Origin of the sequence: Actinotalea sp., assembly GCF_035443605.1 — a bacterium.
GTDB lineage: Bacteria > Actinomycetota > Actinomycetes > Actinomycetales > Cellulomonadaceae > Actinotalea.
Genome location: NZ_DAORSQ010000056.1, coordinates 1 through 18,286 on the forward strand (window position 1 = coordinate 1; position 18,286 = coordinate 18,286).

The 18,286-nt window shown below is 75.1% G+C and carries 17 protein-coding genes; 8 read left to right on the forward strand and 9 right to left on the reverse strand.

Annotation, left to right across the window (positions count from 1 at the left end; translation table 11 throughout):
• Window positions 1-162: 162 nt before the first annotated feature.
• Both PKY62_RS07845 and purL read right to left on the reverse strand, forming a co-directional pair.
• Window positions 163-540 carry a sterol carrier family protein gene (locus PKY62_RS07845; protein ID WP_324536152.1) on the reverse strand — a complete coding sequence of 126 codons (378 nt, stop codon included), beginning with the start codon at window positions 538-540 and terminating at the stop codon, window positions 163-165.
• A 7-nt stretch (window positions 541-547) separates the two neighbouring features.
• A complete protein-coding gene (purL, locus tag PKY62_RS07850; RefSeq protein WP_324536153.1) occupies window positions 548-2,914 on the reverse strand; it encodes a phosphoribosylformylglycinamidine synthase subunit PurL in 2,367 nt (788 codons plus the stop codon).
• A gap of 66 nt (window positions 2,915-2,980) precedes the next feature.
• Here purL and ppk2 point away from each other — a divergent pair, with 66 nt between their 5' ends.
• The 3 genes from ppk2 (at window position 2,981) to PKY62_RS07865 (ending at window position 5,954) form a co-directional block, all read left to right on the forward strand.
• The gene (ppk2, locus tag PKY62_RS07855; RefSeq protein ID WP_324536154.1) at window positions 2,981-3,838 is read left to right on the forward strand and encodes a polyphosphate kinase 2; all 858 of its coding nucleotides are present in this window, start codon (window positions 2,981-2,983) and stop codon (window positions 3,836-3,838) included.
• A 3-nt stretch (window positions 3,839-3,841) separates the two neighbouring features.
• Window positions 3,842-4,519, forward strand: a complete 678-nt coding sequence (locus PKY62_RS07860) for a LysE family translocator (protein ID WP_324536155.1) — start codon at window positions 3,842-3,844, stop codon at window positions 4,517-4,519.
• Window positions 4,520-4,826: 307 nt separating this feature from the next.
• Complete coding sequence (locus tag PKY62_RS07865) at window positions 4,827-5,954, forward strand: ATP-dependent DNA ligase (RefSeq protein WP_324536156.1); 1,128 nt, start codon at window positions 4,827-4,829, stop codon at window positions 5,952-5,954.
• Between the two features lie 15 nt (window positions 5,955-5,969).
• On the opposite strand, the gene PKY62_RS07870 is transcribed toward PKY62_RS07865, so the two are convergent.
• Together PKY62_RS07870 and PKY62_RS07875 are read right to left on the reverse strand one after the other, a co-directional pair.
• Window positions 5,970-8,078: an acyl-CoA dehydrogenase family protein gene (locus PKY62_RS07870; RefSeq protein ID WP_324536157.1), complete on the reverse strand. Its 2,109-nt coding sequence runs from the start codon at window positions 8,076-8,078 to the stop codon at window positions 5,970-5,972.
• Window positions 8,075-8,773 carry a TetR/AcrR family transcriptional regulator gene (locus PKY62_RS07875; RefSeq protein WP_324536158.1) on the reverse strand — a complete coding sequence of 233 codons (699 nt, stop codon included), beginning with the start codon at window positions 8,771-8,773 and terminating at the stop codon, window positions 8,075-8,077. The genes PKY62_RS07870 and PKY62_RS07875 overlap by 4 nt, the downstream gene beginning before the upstream one ends.
• Before the next feature lie 85 nt (window positions 8,774-8,858).
• Between PKY62_RS07875 and PKY62_RS07880 the strand changes: the two genes are divergently transcribed.
• From PKY62_RS07880 to PKY62_RS07900, 5 genes are all read left to right on the forward strand, one after another.
• Complete coding sequence (locus tag PKY62_RS07880; protein WP_324536159.1) at window positions 8,859-10,226, forward strand: acetyl-CoA C-acetyltransferase; 1,368 nt, start codon at window positions 8,859-8,861, stop codon at window positions 10,224-10,226.
• Window positions 10,223-11,605 carry a 3-oxoacyl-ACP reductase gene (locus PKY62_RS07885; protein WP_324536160.1) on the forward strand — a complete coding sequence of 461 codons (1,383 nt, stop codon included), beginning with the start codon at window positions 10,223-10,225 and terminating at the stop codon, window positions 11,603-11,605. The genes PKY62_RS07880 and PKY62_RS07885 overlap by 4 nt, the downstream gene beginning before the upstream one ends.
• On the forward strand, window positions 11,602-12,573 hold the full coding sequence (locus PKY62_RS07890) for a MaoC/PaaZ C-terminal domain-containing protein (RefSeq protein WP_324536161.1): 972 nt from the start codon (window positions 11,602-11,604) through the stop codon (window positions 12,571-12,573). The genes PKY62_RS07885 and PKY62_RS07890 overlap by 4 nt, the downstream gene beginning before the upstream one ends.
• Window positions 12,574-12,641: 68 nt before the next feature.
• Window positions 12,642-13,073: a VOC family protein gene (locus PKY62_RS07895; protein WP_324536162.1), complete on the forward strand. Its 432-nt coding sequence runs from the start codon at window positions 12,642-12,644 to the stop codon at window positions 13,071-13,073.
• The gene (locus PKY62_RS07900; protein WP_324536163.1) at window positions 13,073-13,759 is read left to right on the forward strand and encodes a pentapeptide repeat-containing protein; all 687 of its coding nucleotides are present in this window, start codon (window positions 13,073-13,075) and stop codon (window positions 13,757-13,759) included. The genes PKY62_RS07895 and PKY62_RS07900 overlap by 1 nt, the downstream gene beginning before the upstream one ends.
• 96 nt (window positions 13,760-13,855) lie before the next feature.
• Here the strand turns inward: PKY62_RS07900 and PKY62_RS07905 are convergent, their stop codons facing one another.
• The 5 genes from PKY62_RS07905 to purS all read right to left on the reverse strand — a co-directional run bounded on the left by PKY62_RS07905 (window position 13,856) and on the right by purS (window position 18,249).
• A complete protein-coding gene (locus PKY62_RS07905; RefSeq protein WP_324536164.1) occupies window positions 13,856-16,006 on the reverse strand; it encodes a methyl-accepting chemotaxis protein in 2,151 nt (716 codons plus the stop codon).
• A gap of 179 nt (window positions 16,007-16,185) precedes the next feature.
• Complete coding sequence (locus PKY62_RS07910; RefSeq protein WP_324536165.1) at window positions 16,186-16,755, reverse strand: GNAT family N-acetyltransferase; 570 nt, start codon at window positions 16,753-16,755, stop codon at window positions 16,186-16,188.
• Window positions 16,752-17,258 (reverse strand): GNAT family N-acetyltransferase, encoded by a 507-nt coding sequence (locus PKY62_RS07915; protein WP_324536166.1) that lies wholly within the window; start codon window positions 17,256-17,258, stop codon window positions 16,752-16,754. The genes PKY62_RS07910 and PKY62_RS07915 overlap by 4 nt, the downstream gene beginning before the upstream one ends.
• Window positions 17,258-18,007, reverse strand: coding sequence for a phosphoribosylformylglycinamidine synthase subunit PurQ (purQ, locus tag PKY62_RS07920; RefSeq protein ID WP_324536167.1), 750 nt, complete (start codon window positions 18,005-18,007; stop codon window positions 17,258-17,260). Before purQ ends, PKY62_RS07915 begins: the two co-directional genes overlap by 1 nt.
• On the reverse strand, window positions 18,004-18,249 hold the full coding sequence (gene purS, locus PKY62_RS07925) for a phosphoribosylformylglycinamidine synthase subunit PurS (protein WP_502875815.1): 246 nt from the start codon (window positions 18,247-18,249) through the stop codon (window positions 18,004-18,006). Before purS ends, purQ begins: the two co-directional genes overlap by 4 nt.
• Window positions 18,250-18,286: the final 37 nt, after the last annotated feature.

Sequence of the window (18,286 nt, forward strand, 5' to 3'; positions counted from 1 at the left end):
GCGACCTCGCCCAGGGGTACTGGTTCGCCCGCCCGTTGCCCGCGGACCGTGTGCTGGGGCTGCTGCGCAACGGGCCGATCCTCCGCGCTCCCGCAGCACGCGAGGGCACCATCTCGTCCGTGGCCGACTGAGCCGCCGGCGCCGGACGTCACCGGCCGGAGCTCAGCGGCGGCGGGCCGCCTGGAGCGGCAGGTGGGCGGAGAGGTCCGCCCGCTCCCCCGACGCGGACACCCGACCGGTCGCCAGGGCGTCGGCCCACGTCACCGCCCCGCTGACGAGCGCGAGCCACGTCTGCGGGTCCGTCTCGACGACGTTGGGCGGCGTGCCGCGCGTGTGCCGCGGCCCTGCCACGGCCTGGACGGCGCCGTCGGGCGGCACGCGGACCTCCACCGCGTTGCCGGGGGCGACGTCGGCGAGCTCCTCGAGAGCGAACCGGACCGCCGTGCGCACGACGCCGCGCGGCGTCGCGTCCCCCGCGGCCAGCCAGGTCTGGAGGGCCTGGCGCCCCTCGACGGGATCCGTGCGGCGACGCGGGGGCACGGTCTGCTCAGGCGAAGTGCCGCGGGAGGGTCGCGGTGTGCGCTGCTGCGAGCGCGGCGATCGGCACGGTGAACTGGCCCTGGACCTCGAGCTCTGCACCGGCCGCGCCGTCGCCCACGGGGTCGCCGGTGCCCGTGTCGTCTGTGACGCCGATCCGCAGCGCGGGGAAGCCGCGCGCGGTGCACATGTCGACGAACCGGACCTCCTCCGTGCGCGGCACGGCGACCAGGGCCCTGGCCGTGGACTCGGAGAACAGCGCGGTGAACGGCGAGACGCCGTCGCGCTGGCACAGCTCGTCGAGCCACACCCGCGCACCCGTGCCGTAGCGCAGGCAGGCCTCCGCCAGGGCGATCGCCAGACCACCCTCGGACAGGTCGTGCGCCGCGTCGACGAGACCGTCGCGCGAGGCGTTGACGAGGATGGCCGCGAGCGTGCGCTCGGCGGCGAGGTCCACCGCGGGCGGCAGGCCACCGAGGTGACCGTGCACGACGTCGGCCCATGCGGAGCCGTCGAGCTCGTCCGCCGTGCGGCCGAGCAGGTAGACCGCCTGGCCCGGTGTGCGCCAGCCGGAGGGCGTGACCCGGGCGACGTCGTCGAGCACCCCCATGACGCCCACCACCGGGGTGGGGTGGATCGAGGAGTCGAGAGTGCCGGGCTCGCCCGTGCCGTTGTACAGGGAGACGTTGCCGCCGGTCACGGGGACCCCGAGCGTCAGGCACGCGTCGGCGAGGCCCTCGATCGCCCGGACCAGCTGCCACATGGCGTCCGGGTCCTCCGGGGAGCCGAAGTTGAGGCAGTCGGTCACGGCCATCGGCCGGGCGCCGACGGTCGCGACGTTGCGGTAGGACTCCGCCAGCGCGAGCTGCGCGCCGACGTACGGGTCGAGCTTGGCGTAGCGCCCGTTGGCGTCCGTCGCCAGGGCGACGCCCAGGCCCGTCGTCTCGTCGACGCGGACCACGCCGCCGTCGTCGGGCTGCGCCATCGCGGTGTTGCCCTGGACGAACCGGTCGTACTGGTCGGTCACCCACGCCTTGCTCGCCAGGTTGGGCGAGGCGACCAGGCGCAGCAGCGTCTCGCGCAGCTCCGCGCCCGTGGTGGGACGGGCGGCGCGCGCGGCGCCCTCGGGGCCGGAGACGGTGTCGGCCTGGAGCGCGTCCATCCACGCGGGGCGCGCGTAGGGGCGGTGGTAGACGGGGCCGTCGTGCGCCACCGAGCGCGGCTCGACGTCGACGATCCGGTGGCCGAAGTGGTCGATCGTCAGGCGGCCCGTGCCGGTGACCTCGCCGATGACGGCGGTCTCGACGTCCCACTTGGCGGTGATGGCGAGGAAGGCGTCGAGCTTGTCCGGCGCGACGACGGCCATCATCCGCTCCTGCGACTCCGACATGAGGATCTCGCCTGCGGTCAGCGTCGGGTCCCGCAGCAGCACCTTCTCGAGGTCGACGTGCATGCCGCCGTCGCCGTTCGAGGCCAGCTCGCTCGTGGCGCACGAGATGCCGGCCGCGCCGAGGTCCTGGATGCCCTCGACCACGCGCGCGGCGTACAGCTCGAGGCAGCACTCGATGAGCACCTTCTCCATGAAGGGGTCACCCACCTGGACGGAGGGCCGCTTGGAGGGCTTGGTCTCGTCGAACGTCTCGCTCGCCAGGATCGAGGCGCCGCCGATGCCGTCGCCGCCGGTGCGGGCGCCGAACAGGACGATCTGGTTGCCGATGCCCGAGGCGTTGGCGAGGTGGATGTCCTCGTGCCGCAGCACCCCGACGCACAGCGCGTTGACCAGCGGGTTGCCCTGGTAGGAGGCGTCGAAGACCAGCTCGCCGCCGATGTTCGGCAGGCCGAGGCAGTTGCCGTAGCCGCCGACCCCTGCGACGACGCCGTGCACGACGCGGGCCGTGTCGGGGTGGTCGACGGCGCCGAACCGCAGCTGGTCCATGACGGCGACCGGGCGCGCGCCCATCGAGATGATGTCGCGGACGATCCCTCCGACGCCGGTCGCGGCGCCCTGGTAGGGCTCGACGAAGCTCGGGTGGTTGTGGCTCTCGACCTTGAAGGTCACCGCCCAGCCGTCGCCGATGTCCACGACGCCCGCGTTCTCGCCGATCCCGACGAGGAGGTGCTCGCGCATCGCCTCGGTGGTCTTGTCGCCGAACTGGCGCAGGTGGACCTTGGAGGACTTGTACGAGCAGTGCTCGGACCACATCACCGAGTACATGGCGAGCTCCGCCGCGGTGGGGCGGCGGCCGAGGAGGTCGACGACCCGCTGGTACTCGTCGGGCTTGAGGCCCAGCTCCGCCCAGGGCAGCTCCAGCTCCGGGGTGGCAGCGGCGTGCTCGACGGTGTCGGGGGCGTGGACGGGCTGCGGAGCGGTGGTCATCGGGTCCCTACCTCAGGCGCGCGCGGACGGGCCCCAGGGTACCGGTGGCGGACTACTGTGCGGATCATGGCCAGCAGCAAGGCACCGAAGACCACCGTCGTGAAGCGCCTGCCCAGGCAGCTGTACGAGGACGAGCTGTTCCGGCTCCAGGCCGAGCTCGTGACCATGCAGGAGTGGGTGCGGGCCGAGGGCAAGCGCCTGGTGGTGATCTTCGAGGGGCGCGACGCCGCGGGCAAGGGCTCGACGATCAAGCGCGTCACGCAGTACCTCAACCCGCGCGTCGCGCGCATCGCGGCGCTGCCTGCACCCAGTGACCGCGAGCGCTCCCAGTGGTACTTCCAGCGGTACGTCGCGCAGCTGCCAGCGGCCGGCGAGATCGTCCTGTTCGACCGGTCCTGGTACAACCGCGCCGGGGTCGAGAAGGTCATGGGGTTCTGCACACCGGACGAGTACCACCGGTTCCTGCACCAGACGCCGATCTTCGAGCGCATGCTCGTCGAGGACGGGGTGCTGCTCCGCAAGTACTGGTTCTCGGTGTCCGACGCCGAGCAGGAGGCCCGGTTCGCGTCCCGGCTCGCCGACCCGATGCGGCACTGGAAGCTCTCGCCGATGGACCTGCAGTCCATCACCCGGTGGGAGGACTACTCGCGGGCCAAGGACCAGATGCTGGTGCACACCGACATCCCCGAGGCGCCGTGGTGGGTGGTCGACTCCGACGACAAGCGCCGCGCGCGGCTCGACATGATCCACCACCTGCTCTCGACGATCGACTACCGCGATGTGCAGCGCATCCCGGTCGAGCTGCCGCCGCGGCCGCCGTCGACGGGGTACGTGCGCCCGCCGCTGGACTCCCAGCGGCACGTGCCGGACCACGCCTCGACGCTGCTGCGGGACGCGGGCGCCGGCCCGGCCCCGACGGGCTGAGCGGTGCCGAGCGCTGACACCCTCGCGCTGTTCGCCGTCGCCAGCATCGCCCTCATCGTCGCGCCGGGGCCGGCGGTGACCTTCATCCTCGCGACGACCCTGCGGCGCGGGCGGGGGGCCGGCCTGGCCGCGACCGCGGGGGTCGAGCTCGGCAACACGGTGCACGTGGTCGCGGCGGCCTTCGGCGTGTCGGCCGTCGTCGCGGCGAGCGCCACGGCGTTCACGGTGATCAAGGTCGCGGGCGCGGCGTGGCTGCTGTGGCTGGCGGTGCGGGCCTGGCTGGCGCGGACACCCGGGACGCTCGCGCAGGTGGGCTCGACCGCGGGGGACGGGGGTGCGGCGGGCGTCCCGACGGAGGACCGGGCGGGCGGTCCAGCGAGCGGCGCCAGCGTCCGGGCGGGGTTCCTCGTCGGGGTTCTCAACCCCAAGACGGCGCTGTTCTTCCTGGCCTTCCTGCCGCAGTTCGTGCGGCCCGACTCCGGTGCTGCCTGGACCCAGATGCTCGCGCTGGGGCTCGTGTTCGTCGCGCTGGCGTGCGTCGGCGACTCGATGTGGGCGCTCGGCGGCGGGGCCCTGCGGCGGGCGCTGCCGCGGGTGCGGATGGTGGTGCTGGATCGCCTCTCGGCGGGGGTCTACGCAGCGCTCGGCCTGGTGACCCTCACGGCGCGACGCATCACCTGAGGGCGCGCCCGGCCACCCCCGGTGTCGGCGACCAGCGTGGTCCCTCTCGGCCCCGCCAGGTCGAGCCCTGCCAGGTCGAGCCGTGCCGGGTCGGGTCGGTTCGAGTCGGGTCGGGTCGGGTCGGGACACTCTGCTGAGATGCGTGACACGTCACGCTCACGTCACGGGTGAGGCGCCGGTGACACGTCACACATCTCGGACAGTTCTGTGGGGTCCGGCGGGCCGGCCGAGCATGGAGTCCCCGGCGGTGGGTCGCGGGGCTCGGCCACCGGTCGCCCGTCCGGGCCGGGGCCAGCACACTGGGGCGATGGACCTGCCGGTGATGCCACCCGTCGCCCCGATGCTCGCCAAGGCCGCCCCCGCCATCCCGCCGGGCCAGCACTACGAGCCGAAGTGGGACGGGTTCCGGGCGATCGTCTTCCGGGACGGCGACGACGTGGAGATCGGCAGCCGCACCACCAAGCCCATCACGCGGTACTTCCCGGAGGTGGTCGATGCCGTCCGCCGCGACCTGCCGGAGCGGTGTGTCGTCGACGGGGAGATCGTCGTCGCGACGCCGGACGCGACCCACCTCGACTTCGAGGCCCTGCTGGCGCGGATCCACCCGGCGGCCTCGCGCGTGCGTCTGCTCGCGGAGCAGACCCCGGCGGCGCTCGTCGTCTTCGACCTGCTCGCGCTCGGCGACGACGACCTGACCGGCCGACCCTTCGCCGAACGTCGGGCCATGCTCGAGGGCCTGCTCCCCGTGGCGCGGGCCAGCGACGGGCCCGGGGCAGGGTCGGCGTCCGCGGCCGGGCCGGGGAGCCGGGCCGCCGTCCACCTCACCCGCGCGACGACGGACCTCGCCGAGGCCACCGCGTGGTTCTCGGCCTTCGAGGGCGCGGGGCTCGACGGCGTGGTCGCCAAACGCCTCGACCTGCCGTACCAGCCCGACAAGCGCACCATGACGAAGATCAAGCACGAGCGCACGGCGGACTGCGTCGTCGGCGGCTACCGCGTGCACAAGGCGGCGGACGACGCCGTCGGCTCCCTGCTGCTGGGCCTGTACGACGACGACGGCGTGCTCGCGTCGGTGGGGGTGACCAGCGCGTTCACCATGGACCGTCGCCGCGAGCTGTTCGCGGAGCTCGCGCCGCTCGTGCTCGGGCCGGACGAGGCCGGGGACCATCCGTGGTCCATGGCCGCCCAGGCCGCGGGCACACGGACGCCGCGCGAGGGTCAGTCCAGCCGCTGGAACGCCGGCAAGGACCTCGGCTTCGTGCCGCTGCGGCCGGAGCGCGTCGTGGAGGTGCGCTACGACCACCTCGAGGGCCCGAGGTTCCGGCACACCACCCAGCTGGTGCGCTGGCGCCCCGACCGCGACCCGGCGAGCTGCACCTACGCCCAGCTCGAGCTGCCCGTCAGCTACGACCTCGGCGAGGTGCTCGGCGGCTGACCCGCCGCCGGGGGTTCAGCCGGTGCGTCGGGAGCGGAGCGACCGACCGACCGACGCGGACCGCTCGGGGCGCGTCGGTCGGTCGGCCGACCGCTCCGGACGCGGGGCCGTGCCGTCGGCGCGCGCCCGGCGCGCGTGCTCGCGGGCCTCGCGCTGGCGCTCACCCTCGACACCCGTCGCGATCGTGGCGCGCACGTGCTCCGGGCCGTAGCCGAAGGCGTCGACGAGGTCCTGCGCGTGCGGCCGCAGCCGGGCCAGGAGCCGCTCGATGTACGACGTCACCGTGCGGGCCCGCCCCGCGGACAGCCGGCCGTGGATGAGGTACCACGCGAGGTGGCGCTCGAGGAGCACGAGCCCGAACAGGTCCCGCAGCCAGGTGAGCACCTGCCGCGTCCCCTCGTCCGTCACCTCGTCGAGGCCGGCGGTGAACGCCTCCCACTGGAGCAGCTCTGCGTGCGCCTGGGCCGCCTCGAGCATCGCGTGCTGGTGCGCGTCGACCAGGCGCGCCGCGTCCTCGCGCGACGCCGTCGTCGCGGGCCGCAGCGCCACGGCGAGGTCGGCGACCATCGTCTCGGCGCGGTCAGCGAGCAGCTCGCGCTGGGCCTGCGCGCCGCGCAGCTGACCGGCCGATCGCCGCTTGTCGCCGCCGTCGGACAGGGTCTGCACCATGCGCGTCAACGGGGTGCGGTGCAGCGCGACGTCGGCCGCCCTGCCGGCGACGAACCGCGCAACGCCGCCCACGTCGATCCGCGCGAGGTCACGCGACCAGTCGGCCAGCAGACGCTTGGCCACGAGCTGCAGCAGCACCGTGTTGTCGCCCTCGAAGGTCACGTACACGTCGAGGTCGGCCCGCAGGGACGTGAGGCGGTTCTCGGTGAGGAACCCCGCACCGCCGCACGCCTCGCGCGCGGCCTGGAGCGTGGTCAGGGCGTGCCAGGTCGAGGACGCCTTGAGCGCCGCGGCGACCGTCTCGAGGTCCTGCCGGTCCTCGTCGGTGCCCGCCGCGCCGGAGAACACGTCGTCGAACCGCTGGAGCAGCCGCTCGTGCGCGAACGCCTGGGCGTAGGTCTGGGCGAGCAGCGGGAGAAGGCGGCGCTGGTGCTCGGCGCGGTCGAGCAGCACGACCTCGTCGTGCTCGCTCGCCCCGGTGAACTGGCGGCGCTCGTTGCCGTAGCTCACCGCGACGATGAGCGCGAGCTTGCCCGCGTTGACCGCGGCGCCGTCGAGCGACACCCGGCCCTGCACGAGCGTGGAGAGCATGGTGAAGAACCGCCGCCCGGGGCTCGCGATGGGCGAGGAGTAGGTGCCGTCCGGCGCGACGGAGCCGTACCGGTCGAGGAGGTTGGTCCGGGGGACGCGCACCTGGTCGAAGTGCAGCCGGCCGTTGTCGATGCCCAGCAGGCCGCCCTTGAGCCCGTCGTCCTCGCCGCCGATGCCGGGCAGGAAGGCCCCCGTCACCGGGTCCCGCAGGGGGACGTAGACGGCGTGCACGCCGTGGTCGACGGGCTGCTCGCCCGGACCGGCGGTGACGAGGTGCGCGAAGACGACGGCGGCCGTGCCGTGCAGCGCCGCGTTGCCGAGGTAGTCCTTCCAGGCGGCGCGGTACGGGGTGTGCAGCACGAGCTCGTCGGTCGCCGGGTCGAACGTCGCGGTGGTCGCGATGCCGGCGACGTCCGAGCCGTGGCCGGTCTCCGTCATGGCGAAGACCCCGGGCACGGCGACCGACATCGCGTCCGGCAGCAGTGCCGTGTGGTGCCGCTCGGTGCCGAGGTGCAGGATCGCGGACGCGAACAGCCCCCACTGCACACCGGACTTGATCTGCAGCGCGGGGTCCGCCACGACGAGCTCCTCGAACCGGGCGACGCTGCCACCGTGGTCGTCCGCGCCGCCCTGGGTCGCGGGGAACGCGCGCAGCACGTCGCCCTCGGCCGCGAGGATGCGCAGCTGGTCGAGCACGCGGGCGCGCTGCTCGGCCATCGGCAGGCCCTCGATGCGGTGCAGGCGCGGGTCGGCGAGCAGGGCGCGGGCCGAGCGGCGGATGTCGGCCCAGCGGCCCAGGAGCACCTCCTCGAGCGCGGCGACGTCGACGGCGGGGGTCGCTGGCGTGGTCAGCGCGGGGCTCATCGGGACTCCTCGGTGCGGGAACGGGCCAGGCTGCTGACCGGGCCGGTCCACAGCCATGCGGTGAGACGGTCGGTGAGCTCGTCGCGCGTGGGCGCGTCGGCGTCGGTGCGGTGCGTCATCCACCACTCGCCCGCGCCGCGGACGAACCCCACGGCGCCCGTGGCCCACACGTCGACGAGCACGGGGTCCCCGCCGCCGACCACGCGCGCGAACGGCTGGGCGACGAGCTGGACGACCTCGTCGAGGAAGGGGCCCATCGGGGTCGCGTCGTCCTGCCCGACGGGACGCGTGACGAACCAGTAGACGTTGGGCGAGGCCTCGACCATCGCGAGGTAGATCCCGATCATCGAGCTCAGCCCCTCGCGCGGGGTGGTCGCGGCGCGCGCGGCCTCGTCGAGCGCGTCGTGGATCGAGGCGACGACGGCCTGCCCGACGGCGACCTGGAGCGCCGACTTGTCGGCGAAGTAGCGGTAGACGATCGACTTGGACGTCTCGGCCGCCGCGGCGATCTCCTCCATGGAGACGTCCGGGCCCCGTCGGTGGACGGTCCGACGTGCGGCGTGGACCAGCGCGGTGCGACGTGCGGCGCGGTGGTCGGCCCAGCGGGTCGCACGGCCGTCCTGGGCCGGGGCGTCGTCGGGTGGCCCGACGGCGTCCGGGCGACCGAGGGATCCGGAGGGTGTGACCTGACTCACGCAACCGACGGTATCAGGTACTGTGGGTCGCAGGCACTACCCGCAGCACCCCGACCGGTCGACGACGACCCGAGAGGACGGCCCCGTGGCCCCGCCCCGCACCCGCCCCACCGCACGCCCCGCCGCGCCGGCGGCTCAGCCCGCCGACCAGCAGCCCGCCGACCAGCACGGGCCGCGCCGCGCCGTCGTCGTGGGCGGCAACCGCGTGCCGTTCGCACGGGCCGGCGGGCGCTACGCGCACGCCTCGGAGCAGGACCTGCTCACCGCGGCGCTCGACGGGCTGGTGGCACGGTTCGGGCTCGCCGGCGAGCGGCTCGGTGCGGTCGCCGCGGGTGCGGTGCTCAAGCAGTCGCGCGACTTCAACCTCACGCGCGAGGTGGTGCTCGGCTCGGCGCTCTCCGACGAGACCCCCGCGTACGACGTCCAGATGGCGTGCGCGACGGGCATGGAGACCGTGGTCGGCCTGAGCGACAAGATCCGGCTCGGCCGGCTGGAGGTCGCCGTGGCCGGCGGCGTCGACTCGGCGTCGGACGCGCCGATCGTCGTCACCGAGCCCCTGCGTCGCGCGCTGCTCGACCTGTCCCGCGCACGCACCGTGCAGGGCCGGCTCGCCGCGCTCGCGCGGATCCGTCCCAGCCACCTCGCTCCTGTCGCCCCGACCACCACCGAGCCGCGCACCGGGCTGTCGATGGGCGAGCACCAGGCGCTGACCACGGCCGCGTGGGGGATCACGCGGCAGGCTCAGGACGAGCTCGCCGTGACCAGCCACCGGCGCCTCGCCGCCGCGTACGACGCCGGGTTCTTCGACGATCTCGTCACGCCCTACCGCGGCCTGTCCCGCGACGGCACCCTGCGCGCCGACACGTCGCTGGAGAAGCTGGCGGCCCTGCCACCGGTGTTCGGCACGCGCCTCGACAGCCCCGCCACGATGACAGCCGGCAACTCGACGCCGCTGACCGACGGCGCCGCGACCGTGCTGCTGGCGAGCGAGGCGTGGGCAGCGGCGCGCGGGCTGCCGGCGCTCGCCGCGGTGGTGGACTCCGAGGCCGCAGCGGTGGACTTCGTGCACGGCACCGACGGGCTGCTCATGGCCCCGGTGCACGCGGTTCCGCGGCTCCTTGCCCGCAACGGCCTCACGCTGGATGACCTCGACCTCGTCGAGATCCACGAGGCGTTCGCAGCGACCGTGCTCACCACGCTCGCCGCGTGGGAGTCGGCCGAGTTCTGCCGCGAGCGGCTGGGCCTGGACGGCCCGCTCGGCCCGATCGATCGCGAGCGCCTCAACGTGCACGGCTCGTCGTTGGCGGCCGGGCACCCGTTCGCGGCGACCGGCGGTCGGATCGTGGCGACGCTCGCGGCCGAGCTGGCCGCGCGCGGACCCGGCAGCCGTGGGCTGATCTCCGTGTGCGCCGCCGGCGGCCAGGGTGTCGCGATGCTGCTGGAGGCGCTGTGAGCGACCGGTACCTGGACCTCGTCAACACGGGGTTCACGAAGTCCCTGGCGAAGCGGCTCGGCCTGCCGCGGCCAGCGGTGCTGCGCCGCCACCACGCGGGCGACCCGCTGGTGCCCGGTCCGGTGCTCGTGGTGCACGACGCGGCCTCCCGCGCCGACGCCGACGCCCTCGCGGCCTCGCTGCTCGCGTGGGACCTCGACGTGCGGCGGCACGGCGGACCCGGTGAGCGCTTCGGCGCCGTCGTCGCGGTGCTCACGGGGGTCGCGGCGCCGGCGGACCTCGGCACGCCGCTGCTCGAGGTGGGTGCCGCGCTGCGCGGCCTGGCCCCCGGGGGGCGCGTCGTGACGGTCTCGCGGTCGGCAGGCTGCGGGGCGGGCGGTGGCGCGCCGGACGGGGTCGTGCCCGCGGTGGCAACGGTCGCGGCGGCGCGACGCGGGGTCGAGGGCGCGCTGCGCTCGCTGGCCAAGGAGCTCCGGGGCGGCGCGACCGGCAACGGGGTCGTGCTCGCCGACGGCGTGGGCGTCGGGGCGCCATCGGCCCTCGGCGCGTTGCGGTTCCTGCTCTCCGGGCGGTCGGCGTTCGTCGACGGTCAGCTGCTCACGGTGGGCTCGGCGGCCGGGACGCTCCCGGCGGACCTCGACCGTCCGCTCGCCGGGACCGTCGCGGTCGTCACCGGCGCGGCCCGCGGGATCGGCGCGGCGATCGCCCGCACGCTCGCGCGGGACGGCGCGACGCTCGTGCTCGTCGACGTGCCCGCGGCCGGGGACGCGCTCGCGGCCGTCGCCAACGAGGTGCACGGCAGCGCGCTGCAGCTGGACGTCACGGCCGACGACGCGGCGCAGCGCCTCGTCGCGCACGTCGCCGCGCGGCACGGCCACCTGGACGTGGTCGTGCACAACGCGGGGATCACGCGGGACAAGCTGCTCGCCAACCTGCGACCCGAGACCTGGGACCCGGTCCTCGCGGTCAACGTCACCGCTCCGCTGCGCCTGACCGCAGCGCTGCTCGCGGCCGACGTGCTCGGCCCGGCGCCGCGCGTCGTCGCGCTGGCCTCGACCAGCGGGATCGCGGGCAACCGCGGGCAGTCGTCGTACGCCGCGTCGAAGGCCGGGGTGATCGGCATGGTGCAGGCTTCGGTGGGCGAGCTCGCCGCGGCGGGCGGGACGGTCAACGCCGTCGCGCCCGGGTTCATCGAGACCGAGATGACCGCGCGCATCCCCTTCGCCACCCGCGAGGTGGCCCGACGGCTCAACTCGCTGCAGCAGGGCGGGCAGCCCGTCGACGTCGCCGAGGCGATCGCCTTCCTCGCCTCCCCGCAGGCCGGCGGGATCACCGGCCAGGTGCTGCGCGTCTGCGGCCAGAACCTCGTCGGCGCATGACCTCCGCCACCCGGCCCCCGCGCCCCGGTCGCCCTCCCCGCCCCGAGCGCGAGGGGCTCGGGGGTGACGTCGTCGAGCTCCCTGGGGTGCCGGGGCTGGGGCGGATGTACCGACGGGGGGTCGTCGGCTCGGTGCTCCACGGTGGCGGAGGGCGCACCGGCCGGGCGGACGCGCTGCCCACCCACCGGCTGCTGGTGCGCGGGGTTCAGGCGGACGTCGATCGGCTCACCGCCTACCAGCACCTGCTCGGGGAACCGGGGACCGACGTGCTGCCCGCCGGGTTCGTGCACGTGCTCACCTTCCCGACGGCGCTGGCACTCATGACCGGTCGGGACTTCCCCCTGCCCCTGCTGGGGATGGTCCACCTGGCCAACCGCGTCACGCAGCACCGCCCGGTGCTGCTCGGCGAGGCGCTGGACGTCGTCGTGCACGCCGAGAACCTCGCGACCCGTCGCGCCGGGGTGAGCGTCGACGTCGTCACGCGGGTGCTGGTCGGCGGCGACGTGGTGTGGGACGGGGTCTCGACCTACCTGGTCAAGGGCGCGCGACGGGCCGGGGCTGCCGGGGGCGGCCCGGCGGACGACAGCGGCCAGTCATCGACAGCACGGCCGGTGTGGACGCCGCCCGACCCGACCGCCCGGTGGCGGCTGGGCACCGACGTCGGGCGCGCGTACGCGACCGTCTCCGGGGACCGCAACCCGATCCACACGTCGGCGCTCGCCGCCAGGGCGTTCGGGTTCCGCCGGCCCATCGCCCACGGGATGTACACGGCGGCCCGCGCGCTGGCCGACGTCGGCGCTGCGCGCGGTGAGGCCTTCGACTGGTCGGTGGAGTTCTTGCGACCGGTGCTGCTGCCCGGCACCGTCTCCGTGCGGGTCGCGCCCGACGACGACGGCGGCTTCACGGTGGCGGGCTGGGACGCCCCCACGGGTCGACGCCACCTGGACGTCACCGTCCGCCCCGGCTGACCCCGCCCGCGTGACCCGAGGGACGGGTGTCCGTGGGCCCGGGGGACGGTGTCCGTAGGCTCGGGGGCATGGAGCCCCGCGTCAGCCTCATCACCCTGGGCGTGCCCGACGTCGCCGCCGCCCGCCGGTTCTACGTCGACGGTCTCGGCTGGACCCCCACCTTCGAGGTCCCGGGCGACGTGGTGTTCCTCCAGGTGGGACCCGGGCTGCTGCTGTCCCTGTTCGGCGCGGCCGACCTCGCCGAGGACGTGGACCCGGACGCGACGGGGCCGGCTCCGGCCCCCGCCGGGATGACGCTGGCGCACAACGTCGAGTCGGCCGAGCAGGTCGACGCCGTCATCGCCGACGCTCTCGCTGCGGGCGCCCGCCTGGTCAAGCCTGCCCGGCGCGCCGCCTGGGGCGGCTACCACGGCTACGTCGCCGACCCGGCCGGCGTGCTGTGGGAGATCGCGTTCAACCCGAGCTGGTCGGTGGCGGCGGACGGGACCGTGCAGATCTGATGCCGCAGCCGAGCCGTCGTCCCTCCGCGCGCTGGCGTACCGCCCGGCGCCCCGCGAGCGCATCGCCCCCGCAGACGCCCGTGGTCCGCGAGCCGTACGACGGCGACCTGGAGCCAGACGGCGACTACGACCGCCTCACGCTCGACGGGCTCGACCTGCGCGGCCAGGACGCGCGGCGCGCCCGGTTCATCGAGTGTGCCGTGACCGGCTGCGCGCTGGACGACGCCCGCCTCGACGGCGCCGATCTCGTGGACACCGAGATCACCGGCTCGCACGCCGGCACCCTCACCGCACCGGACAGCCGGTGGCGCGACGTCGTCGTCGGCGACTGCCGGCTCGGCGCGCTCGTCGCGCACGGCGCGACGATGACCCGGGTCACGGTGCGCGGCGCGAAGATCGACTACCTCAACCTGCGCGGTGCGCGGCTCGAGGACGTCACCCTCGTCGGCGCCACGATCGGCGACCTCGACCTCGGCGGTGCCATGGCCCGGCGGCTCGTGCTCGAGGACTGCCGGGTGGGCCGCCTCGACCTGCAGGGCGCCACCCTCGTCGAGGCCGACCTGCGCGGGGCGGACCTGCGCCGCATCGACGGCGTGGCCGGCCTCGCTGGCGCGACCATCAGCGAGGAGCAGCTGGCATCCCTCGCCCAGGTGTTCGCCACGCACCTGCGGGTCACCGTCGCCTGAGGCGACCGACATCCCGCGACCCGCGCGCGACCGTCCGTCCGTCCGCGACGGCGCCCGGCCGCGACCCGCGCCCGGAGCCCTGAGCCCCAGGACCCGTCAGCGCAGCGTGAACTCGTGCACGCCGGCGTTGAGCTCCCCGGCCACGCGGGACAGCTCGCCGACGGCGGTGCGCACCTCACCGACCTGACCGTTGGTGCCCTCGGCCGAGCCCGCAACCTGCGAGATGCTCTCGGCGATGTCGGCCGTGCCGCCGGCGACCCGCACGAGGTTGCGCTCGATCTCGGTGGTCGTGACGCTCTGCTCCTCGACGATCGCGGAGATCGAGCTCTGGTGCTCGCTGACCTCGCGGATCGAGGCCGAGATGCGTTCGATGGCGACCCGCACCTCCGCGGCGTCCCCCAGCACGGCGGCGAGGACCGGGTCGATCGCCTCGATCGCCGCGGCGGTCTGGTGCGACAGCTCCTTGACCTCGCCCGCCACGACGGCGAACCCCTTGCCGGCCTGCCCGGCGCGGGCCGCCTCGATGGTGGCGTTGAGTGCCAGCAGGTTGGTCTGCTCGGCGATCGCCGTGATCGAGTGCAGCACCGCGGAGATCTGCGCCGACGACTCTCCGAGCCGCAGCGCCGAGCCCCCGGCCTCCTCGGTCAGCGCGACGGCCCGCTCCACCTGGGTGGAGGCCGAGTGCACGTCCCCGCTCACCGACTCGATCGACGTGCGCATCTGGGTCATCGCCGCGGTCACCGACTGGACCTCCTGGGAGACCAGCCGGGCCGAGTCCGCCGCCTGGGCGGCGAGCCGTCCGGCCTCGCCGGCGATCCCCTCGAGCGTCCCGCTGGACCCCTCCAGCCCGTGCGTCGTGCCGCCCAACGAGTCCGCGCTCGTGGACATCCGCTCGACGGTCGAGCGCATGCCGAGGACCGCCTCGTGGAGCGCCTCGCCCATCATCCCGATCTCGTCGGTCCCCTCGGGGACCACCTCGACCGCCAGGTCCCGCGCCGCCACGCGACGCAGCGCGGCCGTCAACCGGCCGATCCGCGCCACGAGGCGCCCGGAGGTGACCATGACCAGCCCGGCGATGACCGTCGCGATGACGGCACCTGCCAGGAGCAGGTTGCGCAGCAGGGCGGTGGACCCGGCCGCCAGCCGCGCGGGGACGACGCCCAGCTCCTCGTCCGGGCCCCACGCCGCGATGGTCCATCCCCACGGCGCGAACCGCGTCACCTGGACGGCGGCGCCGCCACCCGCGAGCTCGACCCGGACCTGCTGGGACTGCCCGGCCTCGAGCCCCGCGGCGGTGTCGAGCAACCCCTGCACGTAGGGCTCCCCCGCGGCGTCGACGGCCTCGAGCGCGACGTCTCCGGCGGCCTCGCCCGGCGGCGGAACGACGTAGCGCCCCGAGGGGTCCACGACGGTGAGGTACCCGTGCTCGCCGATCGCGACGCGCGCGAGCGCCTCGCGCAGCGGCGCGTCGACCTCGGACTGCGGGATCCCGACGAACACGGCCCCCACGAGCGCGCCGTCGACCATGATCGGTGCGAAGGCCGTGACGTACGTGGAACCGACCACCTGGGCCGTGCCGATGTACGAGGTGCCGGCGAGCAGCACCGCGACCACCGGGTTGGGGCTGCCGTCGGCCGCGGTGGTGGGGATGTAGGTGCCGATCGCCCGCCTGCCCTCTGCCGTGGCGACGGTGGTGGCGACCCGGAGCAGGTCACCCTCCTCGTCCATGCGCTGGAAGATCGTCACCGACTCGCCGAGCAGCGCGGCGACGTCGTCGACCACGGGCGTGGGCGACGCGGCGTCCGTGTTCTGCCCGAGCCACACCCCGCCGAGCGACATGCGCGGCAGCGACACCGCGGTGACCTCCTGGGTCAGCTGGTTGGTCGCCTGCCAGTCGGCCGAGCCGCCGAACGACACTGGGCCGGCGTCGGCCACGAGCTGCTGGGCGACGCGCAGGTCGGAGGCGAGCCGGTCGCTGACCGTCGCCACCTGGGCCGTGACCAGCTCGGCCGCCTGCGCCGTCGTCGTGGCGAGCTCGGCAGAGGTCATCGCGGTGACGTCGCGCGTTGCGGCCTCGGCGAGCTGCTGGCTCTGCCAGCCGCCGATCGCCGTCAGCAGCACGGCGGTGAGGACCACCGAGCCGACGCCGGTGAGCGCCAGCTGGGCGCGCAGGCCACCACCACGGCGGCTCTGGGACGCGTCACGACCGGCGGCACGTGCGGCGGGCTTCGGGCTCGTCGACGACACGGGGAGACTCCTCGGGGTAGGCCTGACGTGACGAACGGCATGCCCCATGGGCTCACCGCCCCCCTGGTCCACTGATCCGCAGCCCGGGACCGACCATGACCGGTTCGCGCCGCCGACCTGCGCGGGCGCCAGCCTGCCACCCCCTGGCCCTCCCCGGCCCGCACGGTCAGCCCGCGCCGTCAGCCCCCGAGCCGCGCCACCAGCCCCGCCCGCACGGCCGGCCACTCGGGCGCCAGCACCGAGAAGTAGGCGGTGTCCCCGCGCGAGCCGTCCGCGGCGACCCGGTGCCCGCGCAGCACGCCCTCGGGCCGCGCCCCGAGCCTGCGCATCGCCGCGATGCTGCGCGCGTTGCGCGCGTCCGCCCGCAGCGCGACCCGGTGCAGGCCCCAGGCCTCGAACGCGTGGCGCAGCAGCGCGAGCTTGCACGCCGGGTTGGTCGCGCCGCCCCACCAGGAGCGCCCGTAGAACGTGAACCCGATCTCGCACCGCTGCTGCGCGGGCTCGACGTCGTAGAACGACGTCGAGCCGCGCACCGCGCCGTCGGGCCCGAGCACCGCGAAGGCGTAGCGAGTGGGGTGCGCCTCGGCGGCGACGACGGCGGCGAGCAGGTCCTCGTGGCTGCGGGGGGTCGGGCTGGTCATCCCGGCCCAGAGCGCATCGTCGATGAGGGCCAGCAGCGGGGCCGCGTGCCCCGCCGCGAGCGGGACGAGCCGGACGTCACCGGCCGCGAGGGTGAGGTCGTGGATCACGGCAGGTCCCGAGCGAAGCAGACCGAGGACTCCTCGTCGACGTACGGGCCGTACCGGGCGATCGGCAGGTAGCCGGCCGAGCGGTAGAGCGCGATCGCCTCGGGTTGGCGCACGCCCGTCTCCAGCACCAGGTGCGTCAGGCCGGCCGCGGCGGCCCGGGCCTCGAGGTCGGTCAGGACGAGGCGCGACAGCCCTCGCCCGCGGAACGCGGGGCGCACGTACATCCGCTTGAGCTCGCCGACGCCGCGGCCCAGCCCCTGGATCGGCCGCACCGACCCGCACGCCGCGGGCTTCCCGGCGACGCGGACCAGCACCGTCGCGAGCATCTCGTGCGGCGGCAGCACGGGTTCGATGTCCTCGACCCCGTCGTACCGGGCGGCGAGCTCGGCCTGCTGCTCGGTGCGCAGCGCCGCCGCGTCGACGTCATGCCACGGGACGAGCGCGAGGGTGACGTCGGTCGCGCCGTCCACCCCGGCGCGACGCCCCAGGGCGCCGTCGGGCATCAGCGCAGCAGGGCGCTGATCACCGAGGTGAAGAAGCGCAGCCCGTCGGTGCCGGTGCGCGGCCCGCGCGGCCCGTCCGGCCCGAACCCGGGCTCGACGGCGTGCTCGGGGTGCGGCATGAGGCCCACGACGTTGCCCGCGGCGTTGGCGATGCCCGCGATGTCGCGGCGCGAGCCGTTGGGGTTCCAGCCGACGTAGCGGAAGACGACGCGGCCCTCGCCCTCGAGCTCGTCGAGCGTGCGGGCGTCGGCGACGAACTGGCCGTCCTGGTTCTTCAGCGGGATGGTGATGTGCTCGCCCGCGGTGTAGTCGCGCGTCCACGCCGTGTCCGCGTTCTCGACCGCGAGCACCTGCTCGCGGCACAGGAACGTGCGGTGGTCGTTCTTGATCATCGCGCCGGGCAGCAGGTGGGTCTCGGCGAGGATCTGGAAGCCGTTGCAGATGCCCAGCACGGGCAGGCCGCCGTTCGCGGCGTCGACCAGCGGTTCCATGACGGGGGCGAACCGGCTGATCGCCCCGGCGCGCAGGTAGTCGCCGTAGGAGAAGCCGCCGGGCAGCACCACGCCGTCGACCCCGTGCAGGTCGGCGTCGGCGTGCCACAGCGGGACGGCCGTGCCGCCGGCGAGACGCACGGCGCGGGCGGCGTCGCGGTCGTCCAGCGTGCCGGGGAACGTCACGACGCCGATCCGGGCGCCGGTGAGCCCCGGTGCGGCCGGGCCGGGGAAGGAGCCGACGAGCGGGGTGCTCATGCGTCGGCCGCCGCGGGCTCCGCGACCGCCTCGACCCGGACGACGTCCTCGATGACGGGGTTGGACAGCAGCGTCGCGGCGGCCTCGCGGACCTGCTCGAGGACCTCCTCGGTCACCTCGCCGTCGACGGTGAGCTCGAACCGACGGCCCTGGCGTACGCCGGTGAACCCGGTGAAGCCCAGGCGGGGCAGCGCGGCCGCGACGGCCTTGCCCTGCGGGTCGAGGATCTCGGGCTTCGGCATCACATCGACGACGACAGTTCCCACGGAGGGCTCCCGG